Genomic DNA, 18322 nt, shown 5'->3' with positions numbered 1-18322 from the left:
TGATCGCCGGTCAGCCGAGCTCGAACGTGGTGATGCCGTAGATCCTGGCAAGTGGCAGATCGGGCGCAATGCCTCGATACATCCGCGCCGTTTCGAAAACCGGTTTCATGTTGTAGCGCTCGCAGAGCGCCCGCGCCGAGGCGTTCGGCTCGGGAATGTCGAGATAGACCTCCTCGCCTTTCACCGTCGCGGCGAGCTTTCGAAACACCAGGTCGGCCACCGTCTCGCTTTCGGAAAAGAGCGGGCCTATCTTGTAGCCTTGGCGGCAGGATCGCAGCGTGCCATAGCCAGAAACCGCACCATCCCGAAACAGCACGACGCTTCGACGCGTCCGGCCAGGTCTCAGCCATTCGGTGAGAAAGGCGTCGCGCCGGGCGGGCATGAAGCGGCGGTCGTAGTCGATCAGCATCGGCGTGTGGACCGGCGCGACCTCGATCAGCTCGGTACCTGGAGGTTCGACCACGTCGACGATGCCGCCGTATCGGATGTTTGCGTGGGCGAGAACGAAGCCGGACCGGCGATAATTTTCCTGCTCGGCAACAACGCCGTCGAGACCGACGATGCGCTGCCCGGCCGCCGTCAGCGCCTGCTGCCACATCTGACCGCCGATGCCCTGCCGGCGAAACTCCGGGGCCGTTATGTAGAAACCGAGAAAGGCATAGGTTTCGTCATAGCGCACCAATGAGATGGAGGCTGCCAGCCTGTCCTCGCGCTCCGCCACCCAGAACCCTTCCGGATCCGCCGCCCAGAACGCCGCCGCATCGTCGAGCCCCGGGTTCCAGCCCTCGCGAGCCGCCCAATCGATGATGGCATCGAGCTCGTCGCGGCTGGCGTGGCGGATGTGCTGGTGCATGGTCTCTCCTCGTTCTGCCTGTTACCACTCGTGTCACGTTTGCTGACCATATTGATTGGCATCATGGATTGTAGAAGCTAGGGCACGGGAGGCCAGAGAGAATGGGGCCACTGCCGTTTGTTTTCGGCTCGGCGAACGGGACCAGCTTTTCTCGGCAGCGCTTGCCCGCGCCGCGCAATCTGCTACAAGAACCGGCAATAAATCATACTAATATGAGCGAAACACCATGCCTCCAATTCAAATCGCGCTTGTCGGCGTCGGCAAGATCGTTCGTGACCAGCATTTGCCTGCCATCGCCAAGAACGGCGACTACCGGCTGATTGCCGCGGCGAGCCGCCACGGCACCGTCGATGGCATCGATAATTTCAAGTCAATCGAGGCGATGCTGGAGGCCGTTCCCGCAATCGATGCGGTGTCGCTCTGCATGCCGCCGCAATACCGATACGAGGCGGCACGCACGGCCCTTGAAGCGGGCAAGCACGTCTTCCTCGAAAAGCCGCCGGGCGCCACCTTGAGTGAGGTGGCAGACCTCGAATCGCTCGCTGCTTCCAAGGGGCTTTCACTGTTTGCGAGCTGGCATTCGCGCTATGCGCCTGCCGTCGAGGCGGCGAAGTCGTTTCTCGCGGCAACGACAATCCGCGATGTGAAGATCGTCTGGAAAGAGGATGTGCGGCAGTGGCACCCGAACCAGGAATGGATCTGGGCAGCGGGCGGCCTCGGCATTTTCGATCCTGGTATCAATGCGCTCTCGATCGTCACGCATATCCTGCCGCGACCACTGTTCATCACCGCGGCCACGCTGGAGTTCCCGGAAAACCGCGATGCCCCGATCGCCGCCACGATCGCCTTCACCGATGCGGTCAAGCTGGCGGTTTCGGCAGAGTTCGACTGGCGCCAGACCGGCAAGCAGAGCTGGGATATCGTAGCGCAGACCGACGCTGGCGAAATGGTGCTGTCGGAAGGCGGCGCGAAACTCTCAATCGACGGCAAGATCGCGCACGAGGAGCCGGAACAGGAATATCCGATGCTCTACAAGCGTTTCGCCGAAATCATCAGGGCCAAGACATCGGACGTCGATCTCGCGCCACTGCGCCACGTCGCCGATGCGTTCATGCTCGGCCGACGCAAGTTCGTCGAAGCCTTCCACGACTAGAGCGTTTCCTGGTTTAGACAGAGTCGCAGAAACGCTCTAGCACCTTGTTTTTACGCATTTCCTGACGGAAAACCGCTTCGCACTTTTCCTGGAAATGCTCTAGACGCCGAGACGACGGCGAAAAAGAAAGCCCGCGGTTTCCTGCGGGCTTTTTCATGGTCAAGCATTGCGGATGTGTCGATCAGGCCTTCTTTTCCCATCGGCCATCACGGTTCTGCTGCCAATAGGTGAGGCTGTGGCCCTCACCTTTCAGCCGTTTCCAGTGCCCGCGGGCGGCTTCGAGCTGTTGCTGGTCGTAGCCGTCGAACATGAAGACGATTCGCTCATAGCTCTCGACCGGTGGCGGATTGGCGCCATCGACAAGGAAACGAACTGTTGCGGCGTTCTGGTTGCCTTCGTCGGCGACGAGGAGAACCGGCTGCTCGGCAGCAAGGTCCCCGGCGTCTGTCCCGTGCGGCAGGAAGCTTTCGTCCCGGTAGACCCAGAGATGTGTGTCGAGCGCATCGCGCCTCTCGGCATCGACCGTCTGCACCACCACTCTCCAGCCGCGCTCGACGCTCTTGTCGAGCAACGGCGGAAGTGCATCCTCGAGCTTCGATTCCGTCAGATGATAGAAAAGGATCTCGGTCATGCCGATCTCTCCACGGCCTTCGTCACCGCCTGCGATGCCGGTCAGGACTCGTAGCTCGCGCGGACCAACTCATCGAGCAGACGAACGCCGAAACCGGAGGCCCACGACTGATTGACTTCGTCAGTCGGCGACCCCATCGCGGTGCCGGCGACATCCAGGTGGGCCCAGGGCGTGTCCCCGACGAAGCGCTTCAGGAACTGCGCCGCGGTAATCGCACCGCCATAACGTCCGCCGGTGTTTTTCATGTCGGCAAACTTGCTGTCGATCATCTTGTCGTATTCCTTGCCAAGCGGCATGCGCCAGAGGCGCTCCTGCGTGGCAATGCCGGCGGCCAGCAATTGGCCGGCCAGGCGGTCGTCATTGGAGAACAGGCCGGCGTGATGGGTGGCAAGCGCTACCATGATCGCGCCGGTCAGCGTTGCGAGGTCGATCATCGCCTGCGGCTTGAAGCGGTCGTTGCAATACCAGAGCGCATCGCACAACACGAGACGTCCCTCGGCATCGGTATTGATGACCTCGATCGTCTGTCCGGACATCGACGTCACGATATCACCCGGACGCTGCGCGCTGCCGTCGGGCATGTTTTCCACAAGGCCGATGATGCCAACGACATTGACCTTGGCGTGACGCGCCGCAAGCACGTGCATCAGGCCGGTAACGGCGGCGGCGCCGCCCATGTCGCCCTTCATCTCTTCCATGCCGGCAGCCGGCTTGATCGAGATGCCGCCGCTGTCGAACACGACGCCCTTGCCGATGAAGGCAACCGGGCGCTCCTTGGACTTGCCGCCCTTCCACTGCATCACGACCAGTCGCGGCGGGCGCGTCGAGCCCTGGGCAACGCCGAGAAGCGCGCCCATTCCCAGCTTCTTCATTTCCTTTTCGGTGAGGATCTCCACCTCGACGCCGAGCTTCTCCAGCTCCTTCGCCTTGGCGGCGAACTCCAGCGGACCGAGGACGTTTGCCGGCTCGTTGACCAGGTCGCGGGCAAGGAACACGCCCTCGCCGACCGCCTGCGCCGTCGCAAAAGCTTTCTTCGCCGCAATCACCGCGCCGGTCACGATGGTGACCTTCACCGGCTTGCCCGCGGACTTGGCCTCATCATCGGCCTTTTTCGTCTTGTAGCCGTCGAAGTTGTAGGCGTTCATTTCCATACCGAGCGCGAAGTCGGCCGCCGCCTTGCCGCTGACTTCGAGATCGGGAACGTCGATGAAGATCGTAGCCTTTTCGGCCCCACGCAACTTCGCCGCTGCGGCACCACCTGCCTTCAGCCAATCGTGATCGGTCAATGCATCGGGGTTACCGAGGCCGAGCACGATGATCCGATCTGCGGGCGAGCCATGCGGCGCGAGGATATCGAGGGTGGAGAATGCCTTGCCGCTGAACTTCTTGATCTTCGCCGCCTTGGCCAGAACGCCTTCCGGATCGGCGACATCGGCGCCCGCTGCCTGTCCAACGGTCGCTTTCAACAGGATTGCAACACCACCCGCCGGGCGATGAGACTTGGCGAAGGTGAACTCAAATTTCATAGACATTACAAAACTCCGGGCATTTCTTGGTCTTACGCGCTCGCCCCTGTTACCGGGCGGTTACAGTGGCAAACATTCGCTGCGTCTGCCGCCGTCAAAGCTGTGGTCGGCACCCTTCTCGCTTTTCAACGGCTTGGCAAGATGCCCTCAGATGTTTACATGCGGTTAACCGAGGTTCTTCGCCTTAAATTATCCCAGTTGCTTTACCCTTTGAGCAATGCGGGAGATGAGACGAAAGCTCGGTTCCCGCTGATGGCGGCAGCAGAAACAGGCGTTTCGATGCAGCGATGCGGGACGGAAACATGAGCAGGAATTTGGACCGGAAACGGACATGAAGCTGATCGAACGCTACATTTTCCGGCGTGCCCTGACCATGTTCCTCGCGACACTTTTGCCGTTGCTCGGCATCGTGTGGACGACGCAGGCCCTGACCAACGTCAATCTGGTCACCGATAGCGGCCAGTCGGTCTTTGCGTTCCTCAAACTCGCGACGCTCATCCTGCCCTCGGTCGTACCGATCATTCTGCCGTTCGCGCTGGTCATCGGCGTGACCCAGACGCTGACGACGATGAACACCGATTCTGAACTGACGGTGCTGAATGCTGCCGGAAGCTCGCGCATGACGATCATCCGTCCGATCATCCTTCTCGCTGCCGGCCTGAGCGTCCTCTCCTTCGTGGTCGACAATTTTGTCGAGCCTTATTCGCGCGTCGCCGTGCGCAAAATGCTGGCAACGGCCAATGCGGACCTGCTTTCCTCGGTCGTCCAGGAGAATGCCTTCCGCAAGATTACCGACGGGCTTTATGTGCAGGTTGGCGGCCGACGCGGCGGTGGCGTGCTCGAAGGGATCTTCGTCGCCGATTCCCGCAACCCGGCTTTCGAGCTCGTCTATTATGCGCGCGAAGGTGCCGTGGACGAGAAGAGCTCGGCGCTGGTCATGAAGGACGGCGAAGTTCAGCGAAAGCTGCCCGACGGCGGCGTGTCGATCATCAAGTTCGATTCCTACGCCTTCGATCTCGCCGACATGACGAAGACGACGCGCGAAGCGACGATCCGTGCCAAGGATCGCGACCTTCCCAATCTTTTCAACCCGGACCCCAACGATCCCGTCTATCAGGGTAACCCGCTTGCCTTCACCGCCGAGCTGCACCGCCGCTTGACGGAATGGACGTTCCCGCTGCTGTTCGGCCTGATCGCGCTTGTCTTCTGCAGCGATGCCCGCTCGCACCGCGAGGCGCGAGTCCACCCGATGGTCAGCGCCCTCGGCTCCGCCTTGGTCATTCGCTGGATGACCTTCTATGCGGGCAACAGCGCCGAAGATTCGGTCTGGTTCGTTCCGCTGATGTATGTCGTTCCACTTGCCACCGGCGCGCTTGCCATTCACCAGCTCGCCAGCAACCGTCGGCTCGACATTCCCATGACCTGGCAGGAAAAGCTGTCCGAGTTGATGGTGCGCCTTCGCCTCGTGCGCCCGGCCCCTGACGGGAGCAACGCATCGTGATCTTCACCACCCTCGGTCGCTACTTCCTCACCCGTTACGTCGTCACAACCTTCTGGTTTCTGGTCGGTATCTTTTCGCTGGTCTTCATCATCGACTTCAGCGAACAGGCGAGCCGCCTGTCCAACCTTCCGCATTATTCGATAACGGCCGCGTTGCTGATCAGTGCCTTCCGGATCCCAACCATTCTGCAGCAGACCGTTCCCTTCGTCGCGCTTTTCTCTGCGATGGCCGCCCTGATCTCGCTCAATAGGCGTTACGAACTCGTGGTCACCCGGGCTGCGGGCATTTCGGTGTGGCAGTTCCTGCGTCCGTTTGTCCTTGGCGCCTTCCTGTTCGGCGTGCTCGCCGTGCTCGCACTCAACCCGCTGGCAGCCTGGGGTGCCAAGAAGGAAGAGGCCATGCTTGCCGCCCTTGGTTCGTCGCGGACCTCGGATGCCGGCTCGATCCCGTGGCTCAGACAGATCTACCAGGGCACCGATACGATCATTGGCGCCCGCTCGGTTCAGGACGGCGGCACGACGCTTGTCAACGTCACCGTCATCCACTTCGATCCACAGGGTTCGATCATTCTGAGACAGGATGCCGCCTCGGCGAAACTCGAAGATGGTTACTGGCTTCTTAACGACGTCGCGGAAACACGCAGCGGACAGCTGCCTCGTCGTCTGCAAACGGCACAACTGCGCACCAATTTGAAGCCGGAGTTTGTTCAGGAAAGGCTTGCAAAGGCTGATTCCATTCAGTTTTTCGACCTCCCTCGAAAGATCGAAGTGGCTCGCTCATTCGGCTTTTCGACCAACGGCATGGAAACCCAATTCCACTCCCTTTTGTCCTTGCCGCTGCTACTTGTCGCCATGACGCTGATTGCCGCGTGCGTGTCGCTGAAATTTAGCCGGTTCAACCAATCCCGCTCGGTAATTCTCGGTGGAATCCTATCGGGCTTCGTGCTTTATGTCGTCACCGTGCTTGTCAAAGCATTCGGGAGCAGCGGTATAGTGCCTCCTTTCGTTGCAGCCTGGTTGCCAGTTGTTGTAGCGATGGCGCTGGGCTCGACGATTCTTTTAAACCAGGAGGACGGCTAGTGGCGGCAGGCAACCGCAAACGTACAAAGCTGATCAACGCTGCCCTGTTCGCAGGCGTGGCGCTGCAGACACTTGCCATGGGAATGAGTGCGCCCGCGCTCGCGCAGCAGACTTCGGAGCGCCTTGATTCGCTGCGCCCGAACATGCCGGAAGATGCCAAGCTGCTTCTCTCCGCCAATGAGCTTGTCTACAACAAGGACGCCGAGAAGGTCATCGTGCGCGGCAACGTGCAGATCGACTACGGCGGTTACAAGATGGTGGCCCGGCAGGTCGAGTACGACCAGAAGGCGGGCCGCATTCATGCCACCGGTGAAATCCAGCTGATCGAGCCGGGCGGCAATGTCGTCTACGCCGAAAAGATGGACGTGACCGACGACTTCGGCGACGGTTTCGTCGATGCCATGCGCATCGAGACGACGGATCTGACGCGGCTTGCCGCGACCAGCGGCGAGCGCCGGAACGGCGAAGAATTCATCCTCAACGAGGCCGTCTACACGGCCTGCACGCCGTGCACGACGAAGCCCGATCACCGTTCGCTGTGGCATATCAAGGCGCAACGCATTGTCCAGAATGGACGCACGCGCACGATCAAGCTGGAAAACGCCCGCTTCGAGCTCTTTGGTAAGCCGATCGCCTACATTCCGGTGATGGAGATTCCCGACCACACGGTAAAGCGCAAGAGCGGCTTCCTGTTTCCGAAGTTCCGCTACACGCAGAAGCTCGGCGCCGGCGTCGGCATTCCCTACTACTGGGCGATCTCGCCCCACATGGACGCGACGGCAACATTGACGGGTCTCAGCCGGCAGGGCTTCCTGCTGGAAGGTGAGTTCCGCCAGAGATTCCACAACGGCCTTCACACCTTGAGCGTTGCCGGCATCAGCCAGCTCGACAGGAGCCGGTTTACGCCCGGCACGGTCGATGCGCTCGAAACCAATCGCGGCATGATCGCCTCCAAGGGCGAATTCGAGATCAATCCGCGCTGGACTTTCGGCTGGAATGTCCTCGTCCAGTCCGACAACAACTTCGCCAAGACCTATGAACTGTCGACGTTCGACGGAACGACCTATGTCAACCAGGCCTACCTGACCGGCCTTGGTAAGCGGAACTATTTCGACCTGCGCGCCTTCTATTTCGACATTCAGGACGCGGACGCAAGCAGCGTTGCTGAAAACCAGCAGCCGGCAGCACAGGTTCTGGACTATTCCTACAAGGCGCCTCAGCCGGTTCTGGGCGGCGAACTTTCGGCAACGGTGAACCTCACCAACATAAAGCGCAACCGGCTCGACCTCGATTCCATTCCAGGCGTGGTCAATCGGTACCGTGGCCTCGAAGGAACGACGCATCGCCTGACTGCGGAACTCGAATGGAAGCGGACCTACATCGCTCCGGGCGGCATCGTCCTGACGCCGTTGCTGGCCGCCCGCGGTGACGCGCTCGGCCTGAACATGACGGACCCGGGTGCCGGCTATACGGGGGACTTCAACAACAGCGATGCCGCCACGCGGCGCATGCTGACGGCAGGCCTCGAGGCGCGCTACCCGATCCTGTTCGTGGGCGACAATAGCAGCCACGTCCTCGAGCCGATCGCCCAGGTCTATGCCCGTCCCAACGAGCAATATGCCGGCGGCCTGCCCAACGAGGATGCGCAGAGCTTCGTCTTCGACGCGACGAACCTGTTCGATCGCGACAAGTTTTCGGGCTTCGATCGCATTGAAGGCGGCACCCGCGCCAATGTCGGTCTTCGCTATACCGGGACATTCGACAGCGGCTACGGCTTGCGCGGCATCGTCGGTCAATCCTACCATCTCGGCGGCCTGAACTCGTTCGCAACGGACGACCTGGTCAAGGCGGGGGCGAATTCAGGCCTCGAAAGCAACCGGTCCGACTACGTCGCCATGCTCGGTATCGATGCGCCGTCTGGCCTGATGGCAAACCTTTCCGGCCGTCTCGACGAAGAGGATTTGGCTCTGCGCCGCGCCGATGCCACAGTCGGCTATCTCGGCCTGACCTGGCAGGCAGCCATGACCTATACGCGCATTGAGGCGCAGCCGCTTTATGGCTCGCAAAGCAATCAGGACGAAATCCAGACCGCGGCAGCCTACCGGTTCCATGACTACTGGTCGGTCTTCGGCGCGATAACCTACGACATCAACAACGATGTCATTTCGCGCAACGGCTTCGGCATCACCTATGACGATCAGGACACGCTGTTCTCGCTCGTCTACAAGCAGGAACGCGATACCGACAGCACGATCGCAAACGACTGGTCGATCGGTGCCCGCATCAGCTTCCGTACACTCGGCGACGTCAATGTCGGCGACACCAAGTTCGAAGAGCTGGACTACTATTGATACGCTTTAGCCGGAGGGGCATTCGCCAAAGGATTGCCCCTCCGCCCGCTATCGGGCCGGCCAAACGGTCTTGTCATCGTTTGGCCGCATGTATTATGCATTCCCTCCGACAAGATAGAACAATGGCGTGAGCCGGGATGCGGATCGAAGCACCACGTTTCGACCGCGCCAAGGACAGGAAAAGATGATGGGCGGGAAAATGTCGATCTTGAGGACGCTTTCGGTAATGGCTTTGGCCGGCAGCCTGAGCATTGCCGTTTGCGCCAGCGCGCAGGCTGCAAGCCAGGTGAAGGTAACGGTCAACAACACCGTGATCACCTCCGGCGACATTGCCAAGCGCGTCGCCTTCCTTCGCCTGCAACGCCAGGGCGGCAGTGCCGAGGAAGCCAAGAAGCAACTCGTCGACGAAGTATTGAAGCGCGCAGAAATCGCGCGGATCGGCCAGTCGGTCAGCACGCAGGACGTGGACGCGGCCTTTGCGCGCTTTGCGGCCGGCAACAAGCTCTCTCCCGAGCAGCTTGGTAAGATCCTCGACCAGGCCGGTGTTGGCTCCGACCACTTCAAGCAGTTCATCGCCGTGCAGATGAGCTGGCCGCGCGCCGTCAATTTCCGCTTCGGTAGTGGAAACCGCCTGCAGGGCGCCGATCTCGTCAAGCGGATGATGGAAGGCGGCGGCAACAAGCCCGTCACGACGGAATACTATTTCAAGCAGGTCATCTTCGTCATTCCGGAGAAGAAGCGCGGCGCCATCACCGGTAAGCGTCAAGCGGAAGCCAACGCTGCGCGTGCCCAGTTCCCGGGATGCGATACGGCAAAGGTTTTTGCGGCGAACTATCGCGACGTTTCCATTCGCGATCTCGGCCGCATGCTGGCCCAGCAATTGCCGGACGAATGGAAGCCACTTGTCGAGAAGGCCGGCGACGGCAACACGACGGGAACGCGCGTGACCGAAAAGGGTGTCGAGTTTCTCGCCATCTGCAAGAAGCGCCAGGTCAATGACGACACCGCAGCCGAAATCGTCTTCCGCGCCGAGGACCTCGGCAAGAAGAAGGCCGGCGGCGAAGATCCGAACAGCGAAAAATATATCGAGGAACTGCGCAAGAAGGCGCAGATCGTCAACAAGTAAGATCAGCGGGCAAAAATGCGCGATACGACCGGCGGGCCCCTCGCCCTGACCATGGGCGATCCTGCCGGGATCGGGTTGGACCTTAGCCTGACCGCGTGGCTTGGTCGCCGCGAACGCTCAACCCCGCCGTTCCTTTTCATCGGCGATCCTGCCGCTCTGGCCGCCAGAGCCGACTTGCTCGGCCATGCGGTCTCGATCCGCGAGACCGATTGTGCGAACGCAGTCTCCCATTTTGATGATGCCCTGCCCGTTCTGCCCGTGCGCTGCATGGCTCCCGTCATCGCTGGCGAGGCAGATTCTGCCAACGCGCCGGCAATAACGGGTGCCATCGACACGGCGGTGCGGCTGGTCATGAATGGCGAAGCTTCGGCCGTGGTCACGAACCCCATTGCCAAGGCCGTGCTCTATCTCGCCGGCTTTCGCTTTCCGGGCCATACCGAGTACCTGGCGGATCTCGCAGAGAAGGCCACCGGCGAAACCCTGTTGCCGGTGATGATGCTGGCCGGCCCCAAGCTTCGGGCCGTGCCTGTCACGATCCACATCCCACTAAAAGACGTTCCGGCCCAGCTCACAGCTGATTTGATCTACCGGACCTGCACAATCACCGCCATCGACCTTCGCGCGCGCTTCGGCATCCACAAGCCGAAGCTGGCGATCGCCGGGCTCAATCCGCATGCAGGTGAAGGCGGCGCCCTAGGCGCCGAGGACGATGCGATCATCCGTCCGGTCGTCGAGCGGTTGCGCGCGGAAGGCATCAACGCCACCGGGCCACTGCCCGCCGATACGATGTTTCACGACCGCGCGCGGGCGACCTACGACGTCGCGATCTGCATGTACCACGATCAGGCGCTGATCCCGGCCAAGGCACTTGGTTTCGACGACAGCGTCAACGTCACGCTTGGCCTTCCCTTCATCCGTACGTCGCCCGACCACGGTACTGCTTTCAGCCTCGCCGGCAAGGGTATCGCCCGTGACGACAGCCTGTTCGCGGCCCTGACACTCGCGGCAGAGCTTTCCAATAATACCGCAGGAGTTATCGTCTGATGGCCGCTCTCGACGGACTCCCGCCGCTACGGGACGTAATTCAGCGTCATGGCCTCGACGCCAAGAAGGCGCTTGGGCAGAACTTCCTGCTCGACCTCAATCTCACCCAGAAGATCGCCCGGACGGCCGGGGCGCTCGAGGATGTCACGGTCATCGAGGTCGGACCTGGGCCGGGAGGCCTGACGCGTGCGATCCTGGCGCTCGGCGCAAAGAAGGTGGTGGCGATCGAGCGGGATTCCCGCTGCCTGCCAGCACTTGCCGAAATCTCCGATCACTATCCGAACCGGCTTGAGGTCATCGAAGGTGATGCGCTGAAGGTCGATTTCGAGGCAATCAGCGGTGGCGGCCCCGTCAAGATCATTGCCAACCTGCCTTACAATGTCGGCACGCAGCTTCTCGTCAACTGGCTGCTGCCAAAGACATGGCCCCCCTTCTGGCTATCGCTGACACTGATGTTCCAGCGCGAGGTGGGCTTGCGGATCGTCGCTGATGCGGACGACGATCACTACGGTCGGCTGGGTGTCCTGTGTGGCTGGCGGACGAATGCCCGCATGGCCTTCGACGTGCCGCCCCAGGCTTTCACGCCACCGCCAAAGGTGACGTCTTCGGTGGTGCATCTGGAGCCGATTGCCAATCCTATTCCGTGCGCAGTGACCTCGCTCGAAAGGGTCACTCATGCCGCCTTCGGCCAACGTCGCAAGATGCTCCGGCAGAGCCTGAAGCCGCTTGGTGGCGAAGCGCTGCTGGCAAAAGCCGAGATTGATCCGCAGCGGCGCGCGGAAACGCTTTCCGTGGAAGAATTCTGCCGACTGGCGAACTGCCTTTAGCATCTTGCGGGCAAACGGCTCTTTAGGTTCTGGTTCAGCGCCGCGAGCACTACCGGTGAAACAGATTCACCAAGACGCTCTATCGCTTTGTTTCCATGCGTTTCCTGACGGAAAGCCGTCATGATAGTTTTCGCAGAAAAAGCTTCGCGTGCGCCGTCGCGCACATGCTTGTCGGACGACCGTTGCCGGATGAGCGGCCGGTATTGCCCGGCCGCTGTCGTGGTCAGAACGGGTTTTCCGTCAAAAGCCCATTGACGAATTCGAACAGGCCCGGACGACGGTCCCGGCGCAGGCGTTCCGCCTCGACGATCGCACGGACGGACGAAAAGGCACGGTCGAGATCGTCGTTGAGAACGATGTAGTCGTATTCGCGCCAATGTTCGATTTCAGCACGCGAATTGGCCAGGCGCGTGGCGATCACTTCCTCGCTGTCTTCGGCCCGGCGATGCAGCCGCGATTGCAGCTCCGCCATCGAAGGCGGCAGGATGAAGATCGAGACGACGTCGCCGGCCATCTTCTCCTGAAGCTGCTGGGCGCCTTGCCAGTCGATATCGAAAAGCATGTCGCGGCCGGCGGCCATCGCGGCTTCGACGGCGTCGCGCGGCGTGCCGTAGAAATTGCCGTGAACCTCAGCCCATTCCAACAGCGAGTCGGTCGCCCGAAGCGCTTCGAACTCGCGGATCGACTTGAAGTGATAGTGCCGGCCATCAATTTCGCTTGGACGACGCTGGCGCGTGGTCACGCTGACCGAGATGCTCATTTCGGGATCGGCTTCCAGCAGGTTGCGCGCGATCGTCGACTTTCCCGCACCCGAGGGTGAGGAAATGACCAGCATCAGCCCGCGGCGGGCGATCTTGATGGGCGAAGGTGTCGCCGGTTTCATGCGTTACTCCAAATTCTGAACCTGTTCGCGGAACTGATCGATCACAACTTTCAACTCGATGCCGGCGGCGGAGACCGCAGCCGCATTCGACTTGGAACAGATCGTATTCGATTCCCGGTTAAATTCCTGTGCCAGGAAATCAAGCTTGCGGCCGACCGGCCCGCCTTTCGACAAGAGGTCGCGGGCGGCGACAACATGAGAGCCGAGCCTGTCCAGCTCCTCTCTCAGATCGGCCTTGGTGGCGAGCAGTGCCACTTCGGCATACAGCCTGTCGCGATCGAGCGAAGAGCCGTTGCCCACCACCAGCGCCACCTGCTGCGCCAGCTTTTCGGCAATTGCCGCCGGACTGCGCGAGGGATCGGTTTCGACCGTTGCCGTCAGCGTCTCGATGGTCTCGACCTGCCCCAGCAGGATCTGACAGAGCGCACCGCCCTCTTCCTCGCGCATTTCGCGCAGATCGTTCAGAGCGAGCTTGAGTCCGGTCATGATATCGTCGTCGAGGGCGGCACGTTGCGCTTCGCTCTCCTCGGGTTCGCGGAAGTCGACGATGCCCCGAATTGCCAGCAGCGTGTCGAACTTCAGCGGCGCGGGATCGACGAGGTCGCCGAGTTGCTCACGCAGGCCCAGGACCGCTGTCAGCGCCGCCTGGTTCACCACAGCTTCAACAACGTTCTCCGCTCCGCTGACGGACAGACTGACCTGCAGATTGCCTCGGGAAAAGAACTCCGCAGCAAGCCGGCGTACGCCCGGCTCGAACCGCTCAAGCCCTTGCGGCAAGCGTAGCCTGACATCAAGGCCCTTGCCGTTGACGGAGCGCAATTCCCAAGCCCAGCGATGGCGGCCGCTGCTGCCTTCTCTCCGGGCAAAGCCGGTCATCGATTGGAGCGGCATCCTCACCTCCGTTGCATTTTCTGGAGAAGCAATAAGGCGACGGCGCGGTATCCCGCAAGGGATATCCGCGCCGTGGTAAGTCCGTCCACAATGCAAGGCTGTTGTTACTGAGGCTGCGCCGCCGTTGCTGCGTCCTGGGCGGCCTTTGCCGCTTCAGCTGCCTTTTCGGCTTCTACCTTGCGCCAGCGGCGAACATTGGCGTTGTGTTCATCCAATGTGACGGCAAAAACGTGGCCGCCCGTGCCGTCGGCAACGAAGTAGAGCTCCGGTGTGCGGGACGGATTGGCAACGGCTTCAAGTGCTGCGCGACCTGGATTGGCGATCGGCGTCGGCGGCAGGCCCTTGATGATGTAGGTGTTATAGGGCGTATTCTTGTCGAGATCCGACTTCAGGATCGGCCGGTCCGCCGGTTTCCCATCGCCGCCGAAAATGCCGTAGATGATGGTGGGGTCGGACTGCAGGCGCATGCCCTTGTCCAGCCGGTTGATGAAGACGGAGGCAACGCGTGGACGTTCGTCGGCACGCCCGGTTTCCTTTTCCACGATCGAAGCAAGCGTGACGAACTCCTCGACGGTCGAGACCGGAAGGTTCGGATCGCGCTTCTCCCAGATCTGGTCGACCAATGCCTTCTGGGCGGCCGCCATCTGCTGCACGATTTCCACACGCTTGGTGCCGCGGGTAAATTTATAGGTGTCCGGCTTCAACGAACCCTCAACAGGCAGTTCCTTCGGCAGATCGCCGACAAGAACCTCGTCACCAGACAACCGGCTGAACATCTGCTTGACGGTCAGTCCTTCGGGCAGCGACACGGAGTAGAGAATGGACTTGCCGGATTTCAGCAGTTGCATGATCTCCTGCATCGAAGACCCGGCCTTGATCTCGTATTCGCCTGCTTTGAGCGTGTCGTTGTCGAGGTAAGCCTCAGAGACGAACCTGAAGACGCGGCCATCGGTGATGATGTTGCCACGTTCGAGACCGCTGGCGATCTCGCTGATACCGGCGCCGCTTCTGACGATGAAGTTCTTGTTGGCTTCGAGCGGGCCTGCCTTCTCGTATTGGTGCATGGCGTAGTAGACCGCGCCGGCCGCGGCGAGTGCGGCGAAAACGATAACGGTCATGACGAAATTCAGAAAGATCACAACCTGGCTGCGCGCCTTGCGCGAACGCTTCGGCGGCTGCGGTGCCTTCTCGGGCCGCAAGGCTTCGCTGGCCGATTTCGGAATGATCGGCCCGCTGTTCCCGGTGTCACTGCGGCCGAATTGCGCCGCGCCGTTCTCGTTTGAGTCGCTCACGATTGTCCCGAACCCGAAATTCGCATCCTCATTCTAGCTGCCGCGGTGCGAATTTCGGCCTGGACCGTGGCAGGTATAAATCAAAACGTTTGAGCCGCAGCCAGCCCTTGGGGCCGGCAGTGGAATAAATGGTTTCGGCGCACCCGCCAGTCAACGGCATTTTCGCTCGACGACAGCCAGCATGCGCGCGGCAATAGCGATACAACAGACTGTCAGATGTGCCTTGCGCGAACATAGCCGTCAGGCAGTGCCGATCCCTAGAGAAAGGCGGCACGTCCTCCTGCTACATGCTTGTAGCGAGCAATGCGGCAAAAGCAGGATCAACGGGGCTGTGATGAACATCGCCCCGTTGATAAGCTCGGCAATATCAAGCGCCGGTATAGCGGCGCAGAACCAGAGAAGCGTTTGTGCCGCCGAAGCCGAAGGAGTTCGACAGAGCGACATTGATCTCGCGCTTGCGGGCAACATGCGGCACCAGGTCGATCTTGGTCTCGACGGAGGGATTGTCGAGGTTCAGCGTCGGCGGCGCAATGTTGTCGCGGATCGCCAGCACCGAAAAGATCGCTTCGACCGCACCGGCAGCCCCCAGCAGGTGGCCGATTGCCGACTTGGTCGACGACATGGAAATCGTCGAGGCATGTTCGCCGACAAGCCGCTCGACTGCACCAAGCTCGATCGTGTCGGCCATGGTCGAGGTGCCGTGGGCGTTGATGTAGTCGACGTCAGCCGCCGTCAATCCGGCGCGCTTCAGCGCCATCTGCATGCAGCGATAGGCACCATCGCCATCTTCGGACGGCGCCGTGATGTGATAGGCGTCGCCGGAAAGGCCGTAGCCGACGACTTCGGCATAGATCTTCGCGCCGCGCGCCTTGGCATGTTCCAGTTCTTCCAGGATCACGATGCCGGCACCTTCGCCCATGACGAAACCGTCGCGATCGACATCATAGGGACGCGATGCCCTTTGCGGATCATCATTGTGCTGTGTCGACAGCGCCTTGCAGGCGGCAAAGCCCGCGAGCGAGATACGGCAGATCGGCGATTCGGCACCACCGGCCACCATGACGTCGGCGTCGCCGAGCGCAATAAGGCGCATCGCGTCACCGATAGCATGCGCGCCGGTCGAGCAGGCGGTGACGACAGAGTGATTGGGACCGCGCAGCTTGTGGCGGATCGAAACCTGGCCCGAGGCAAGGTTGATCAGGCGGCCGGGAATGAAGAAGGGCGAAATGCGTCGAGGGCCCTTGTCGCGCAGCGTATAGCCACCTTCGACAATGCCTTCGAGACCACCGATGCCCGAACCGATCAGGACGCCGGTTGCAATCTGGTCTTCGTCGTTTTCGGGTTTCCAGCCGGCGTCGGCCAGCGCCATGTCGGCAGCGGCCATCGCGTAGACAATGAAGGGGTCAACCTTGCGCTGTTCCTTCGGCTCCATCCAGTCATCGGCATTGAAGGTGTTGTTCGAGCCATCGCCGAATGGAAGGCGGCACGCAATTTTCGCGGGCAGATCTTCGACTTCGAATTCCGTGACCCTGCGCGCAGCATTGTCGCCCGCGATCAGGCGCGCCCAAGTTGCCTCGGTTCCGCAACCCAAAGGAGATACCATGCCGGTACCGGTGATAACGACACGTCTCATAGTCCGCAACCCACCCTGACTGTTCAATTTCAGAGCCGGATCGGACCACGTGTGACGAACCCGATCCGTGCATCCATTTTAAGTTCTTGTAGCAACGATCAGAGGGAAATGCCGGACCGCATTGCTGATCGAGAACCCGCGCTCAGCACGGGACAGCCCACATCCCCTGGGCTGGTACGGGCCGCTGAACGCGGCCCGTCTACGGCTTGGCCGTGAAATATTAGGCCTGGGCCTTTTCGATGAACTTGACGGCGTCGCCGACAGTCAGGATCGAATCCGCAGCATCATCCGGGATTTCGACGCCGAATTCTTCTTCGAATGCCATGACCAGTTCGACGGTGTCGAGCGAGTCCGCGCCGAGGTCATCGATAAAGCTTGCGCCTTCGCTGACCTTTTCGGCGTCGACGCCAAGATGATCAATAACAATTTTCTTTACGCGTTCTGCGATATCGCTCATGTCGGAGTTCCTCGACCTTCGTTTCTCTGGGCGCCTTTCTGGCACCGGTACTCTCAATACGCCTGATAGACCAAGACGGTCCAACGGGCAATCCATCCAACCAGAACCGCGGCAAACCCAAGGCAGCCAAGGCTGCCGGACACCTGGCGGGGCCGGTCGACTGCTAACAGTCATGGCCCGATTAACACGGTTTAGGTCTGCCGCAAAGTGCGAAAATGCCTGACAATCGCTTGCTCAACATTGAATTTCAGGCATTTGGCAGGTGATATGCCGGAGCATTGCAGGCAGAAAACGCGCCTGTTGGTGCGCGCGCAATGCAGGGCCCCGGACACCACGTCAGATCATTGCCATGCCACCGTTGACGTGAATCGTCTGGCCGGTAACGTAGCCTGCTTCGTTCGAAGCGAGATAGGCGACGGCGGACGCAATCTCGGCGCCGGTTCCCATGCGTCGCATCGGGATCGCTCCCATGATGGCGTCCTTCTGCTTGTCGTTCAGCTTGCCGGTCATGGCGCTCTCGATGAAGCCGGGCGCAACGCAGTTGACGGTGACGTTGCGGGTCGCGATTTCCTGAGCGAGCGACTTCGAAAGGCCGATCATGCCGGCCTTCGAGGCACAGTAGTTTGCCTGGCCGGGGTTGCCGGTCACGCCGACGATCGAGGTGATGTTGACGATGCGGCCGAAGCGGCGGCGCATCATCGGATGGGTCAGCTCGCGGGTCAGGCGGAACACGGCGGTCAGATTGACCTCCAGCACATTGTCCCAGTCCTCGTCGCTCATGCGAACGAAAAGACCATCCTTGGTGATGCCGGCATTGTTCACGAGGATGTCGACGCCGCCCAGTTCAGCCTCGGCCTTCTCGCCCAGCGCCTTGACTTCGGCGCGATCGGAAAGGTTGGCCGGGAACAGCTGGACGCGATCGCCGAGTTCGTTCGCAAGCGCCTCGAGCTTCTCGACGCGCGTGCCGTGAAGGCCGACGATTGCGCCCTGGGCGTGCAGCATGCGGGCGATTTCTTCGCCGATACCACCGGATGCACCGGTTACAAGAGCCTTACGGCCGGAAAGATCGAACATC

Annotated in this window: 16 protein-coding genes; 7 read left to right on the top strand and 9 right to left on the bottom strand. The window is 61.0% G+C overall.

The annotated features are described in order from the left end of the window. Nucleotides 1–10: 10 nt before the first annotated feature. On the bottom strand, nt 11–853 hold the full coding sequence (locus AC1Q80_RS23180; RefSeq protein ID WP_492361988.1) for a GNAT family N-acetyltransferase: 843 nt from the start codon (nt 851–853) through the stop codon (nt 11–13). Between the two features lie 226 nt (nt 854–1079). On the opposite strand from AC1Q80_RS23180, the gene AC1Q80_RS23175 reads away from it, so the two are divergent. Further along, nucleotides 1080–2006, top strand: a complete 927-nt coding sequence (locus AC1Q80_RS23175) for a Gfo/Idh/MocA family protein (RefSeq protein ID WP_492361987.1) — start codon at nt 1080–1082, stop codon at nt 2004–2006. A gap of 181 nt (nt 2007–2187) precedes the next feature. On the opposite strand, the gene AC1Q80_RS23170 is transcribed toward AC1Q80_RS23175, so the two are convergent. Both AC1Q80_RS23170 and AC1Q80_RS23165 read right to left on the bottom strand, forming a co-directional pair. Next, nucleotides 2188–2637: a DNA polymerase III subunit chi gene (locus AC1Q80_RS23170; RefSeq protein ID WP_173419573.1), complete on the bottom strand. Its 450-nt coding sequence runs from the start codon at nt 2635–2637 to the stop codon at nt 2188–2190. Between the two features lie 41 nt (nt 2638–2678). Next, on the bottom strand, nt 2679–4169 hold the full coding sequence (locus AC1Q80_RS23165; RefSeq protein ID WP_492361986.1) for a leucyl aminopeptidase: 1491 nt from the start codon (nt 4167–4169) through the stop codon (nt 2679–2681). Between the two features lie 325 nt (nt 4170–4494). On the opposite strand from AC1Q80_RS23165, the gene lptF reads away from it, so the two are divergent. The 6 genes from lptF (at nt 4495) to rsmA (ending at nt 12091) form a co-directional block, all read left to right on the top strand. Next, nucleotides 4495–5664, top strand: coding sequence for an LPS export ABC transporter permease LptF (gene lptF / locus AC1Q80_RS23160; RefSeq protein ID WP_173419571.1), 1170 nt, complete (start codon nt 4495–4497; stop codon nt 5662–5664). After that, complete coding sequence (lptG, locus tag AC1Q80_RS23155) at nt 5661–6743, top strand: LPS export ABC transporter permease LptG (protein WP_173419570.1); 1083 nt, start codon at nt 5661–5663, stop codon at nt 6741–6743. The genes lptF and lptG overlap by 4 nt, the downstream gene beginning before the upstream one ends. Continuing rightward, entirely contained in the window at nt 6743–9094 is a 2352-nt protein-coding gene (locus AC1Q80_RS23150) for an LPS assembly protein LptD (RefSeq protein ID WP_173419569.1), read from the top strand. The genes lptG and AC1Q80_RS23150 overlap by 1 nt, the downstream gene beginning before the upstream one ends. Before the next feature lie 184 nt (nt 9095–9278). Further along, a complete protein-coding gene (locus AC1Q80_RS23145; protein WP_209791178.1) occupies nt 9279–10220 on the top strand; it encodes a SurA N-terminal domain-containing protein in 942 nt (313 codons plus the stop codon). Between the two features lie 15 nt (nt 10221–10235). Beyond that, nucleotides 10236–11264 carry a 4-hydroxythreonine-4-phosphate dehydrogenase PdxA gene (gene pdxA / locus AC1Q80_RS23140; protein ID WP_492361985.1) on the top strand — a complete coding sequence of 343 codons (1029 nt, stop codon included), beginning with the start codon at nt 10236–10238 and terminating at the stop codon, nt 11262–11264. Continuing rightward, on the top strand, nt 11264–12091 hold the full coding sequence (gene rsmA / locus AC1Q80_RS23135; protein WP_492361984.1) for a 16S rRNA (adenine(1518)-N(6)/adenine(1519)-N(6))-dimethyltransferase RsmA: 828 nt from the start codon (nt 11264–11266) through the stop codon (nt 12089–12091). Before pdxA ends, rsmA begins: the two co-directional genes overlap by 1 nt. A 223-nt stretch (nt 12092–12314) precedes the next feature. On the opposite strand, the gene gmk is transcribed toward rsmA, so the two are convergent. The 6 genes from gmk to fabG all read right to left on the bottom strand — a co-directional run bounded on the left by gmk (nt 12315) and on the right by fabG (nt 18321). Continuing rightward, the gene (gmk, locus tag AC1Q80_RS23130) at nt 12315–12974 is read right to left on the bottom strand and encodes a guanylate kinase (RefSeq protein WP_112810031.1); all 660 of its coding nucleotides are present in this window, start codon (nt 12972–12974) and stop codon (nt 12315–12317) included. A 3-nt stretch (nt 12975–12977) separates the two neighbouring features. Next, nucleotides 12978–13865: a YicC/YloC family endoribonuclease gene (locus AC1Q80_RS23125; protein ID WP_173419565.1), complete on the bottom strand. Its 888-nt coding sequence runs from the start codon at nt 13863–13865 to the stop codon at nt 12978–12980. Between the two features lie 104 nt (nt 13866–13969). Then, nucleotides 13970–15157: an endolytic transglycosylase MltG gene (gene mltG, locus AC1Q80_RS23120; RefSeq protein ID WP_492361983.1), complete on the bottom strand. Its 1188-nt coding sequence runs from the start codon at nt 15155–15157 to the stop codon at nt 13970–13972. A gap of 367 nt (nt 15158–15524) precedes the next feature. Continuing rightward, a complete protein-coding gene (fabF, locus tag AC1Q80_RS23115; RefSeq protein ID WP_492361982.1) occupies nt 15525–16790 on the bottom strand; it encodes a beta-ketoacyl-ACP synthase II in 1266 nt (421 codons plus the stop codon). A 220-nt stretch (nt 16791–17010) separates the two neighbouring features. Then, nucleotides 17011–17247: an acyl carrier protein gene (locus tag AC1Q80_RS23110; RefSeq protein ID WP_003531676.1), complete on the bottom strand. Its 237-nt coding sequence runs from the start codon at nt 17245–17247 to the stop codon at nt 17011–17013. A 336-nt stretch (nt 17248–17583) separates the two neighbouring features. Continuing rightward, nucleotides 17584–18321: a 3-oxoacyl-[acyl-carrier-protein] reductase gene (gene fabG / locus AC1Q80_RS23105; protein WP_492361981.1), complete on the bottom strand. Its 738-nt coding sequence runs from the start codon at nt 18319–18321 to the stop codon at nt 17584–17586. Nucleotide 18322 lies beyond the last annotated feature (1 nt).

The sequence above is a fragment of the Ensifer sp. GW823-FHT05D09 genome (assembly GCF_058795755.1).
This window is presented reverse-complemented; position numbering and strand designations above follow the sequence as displayed.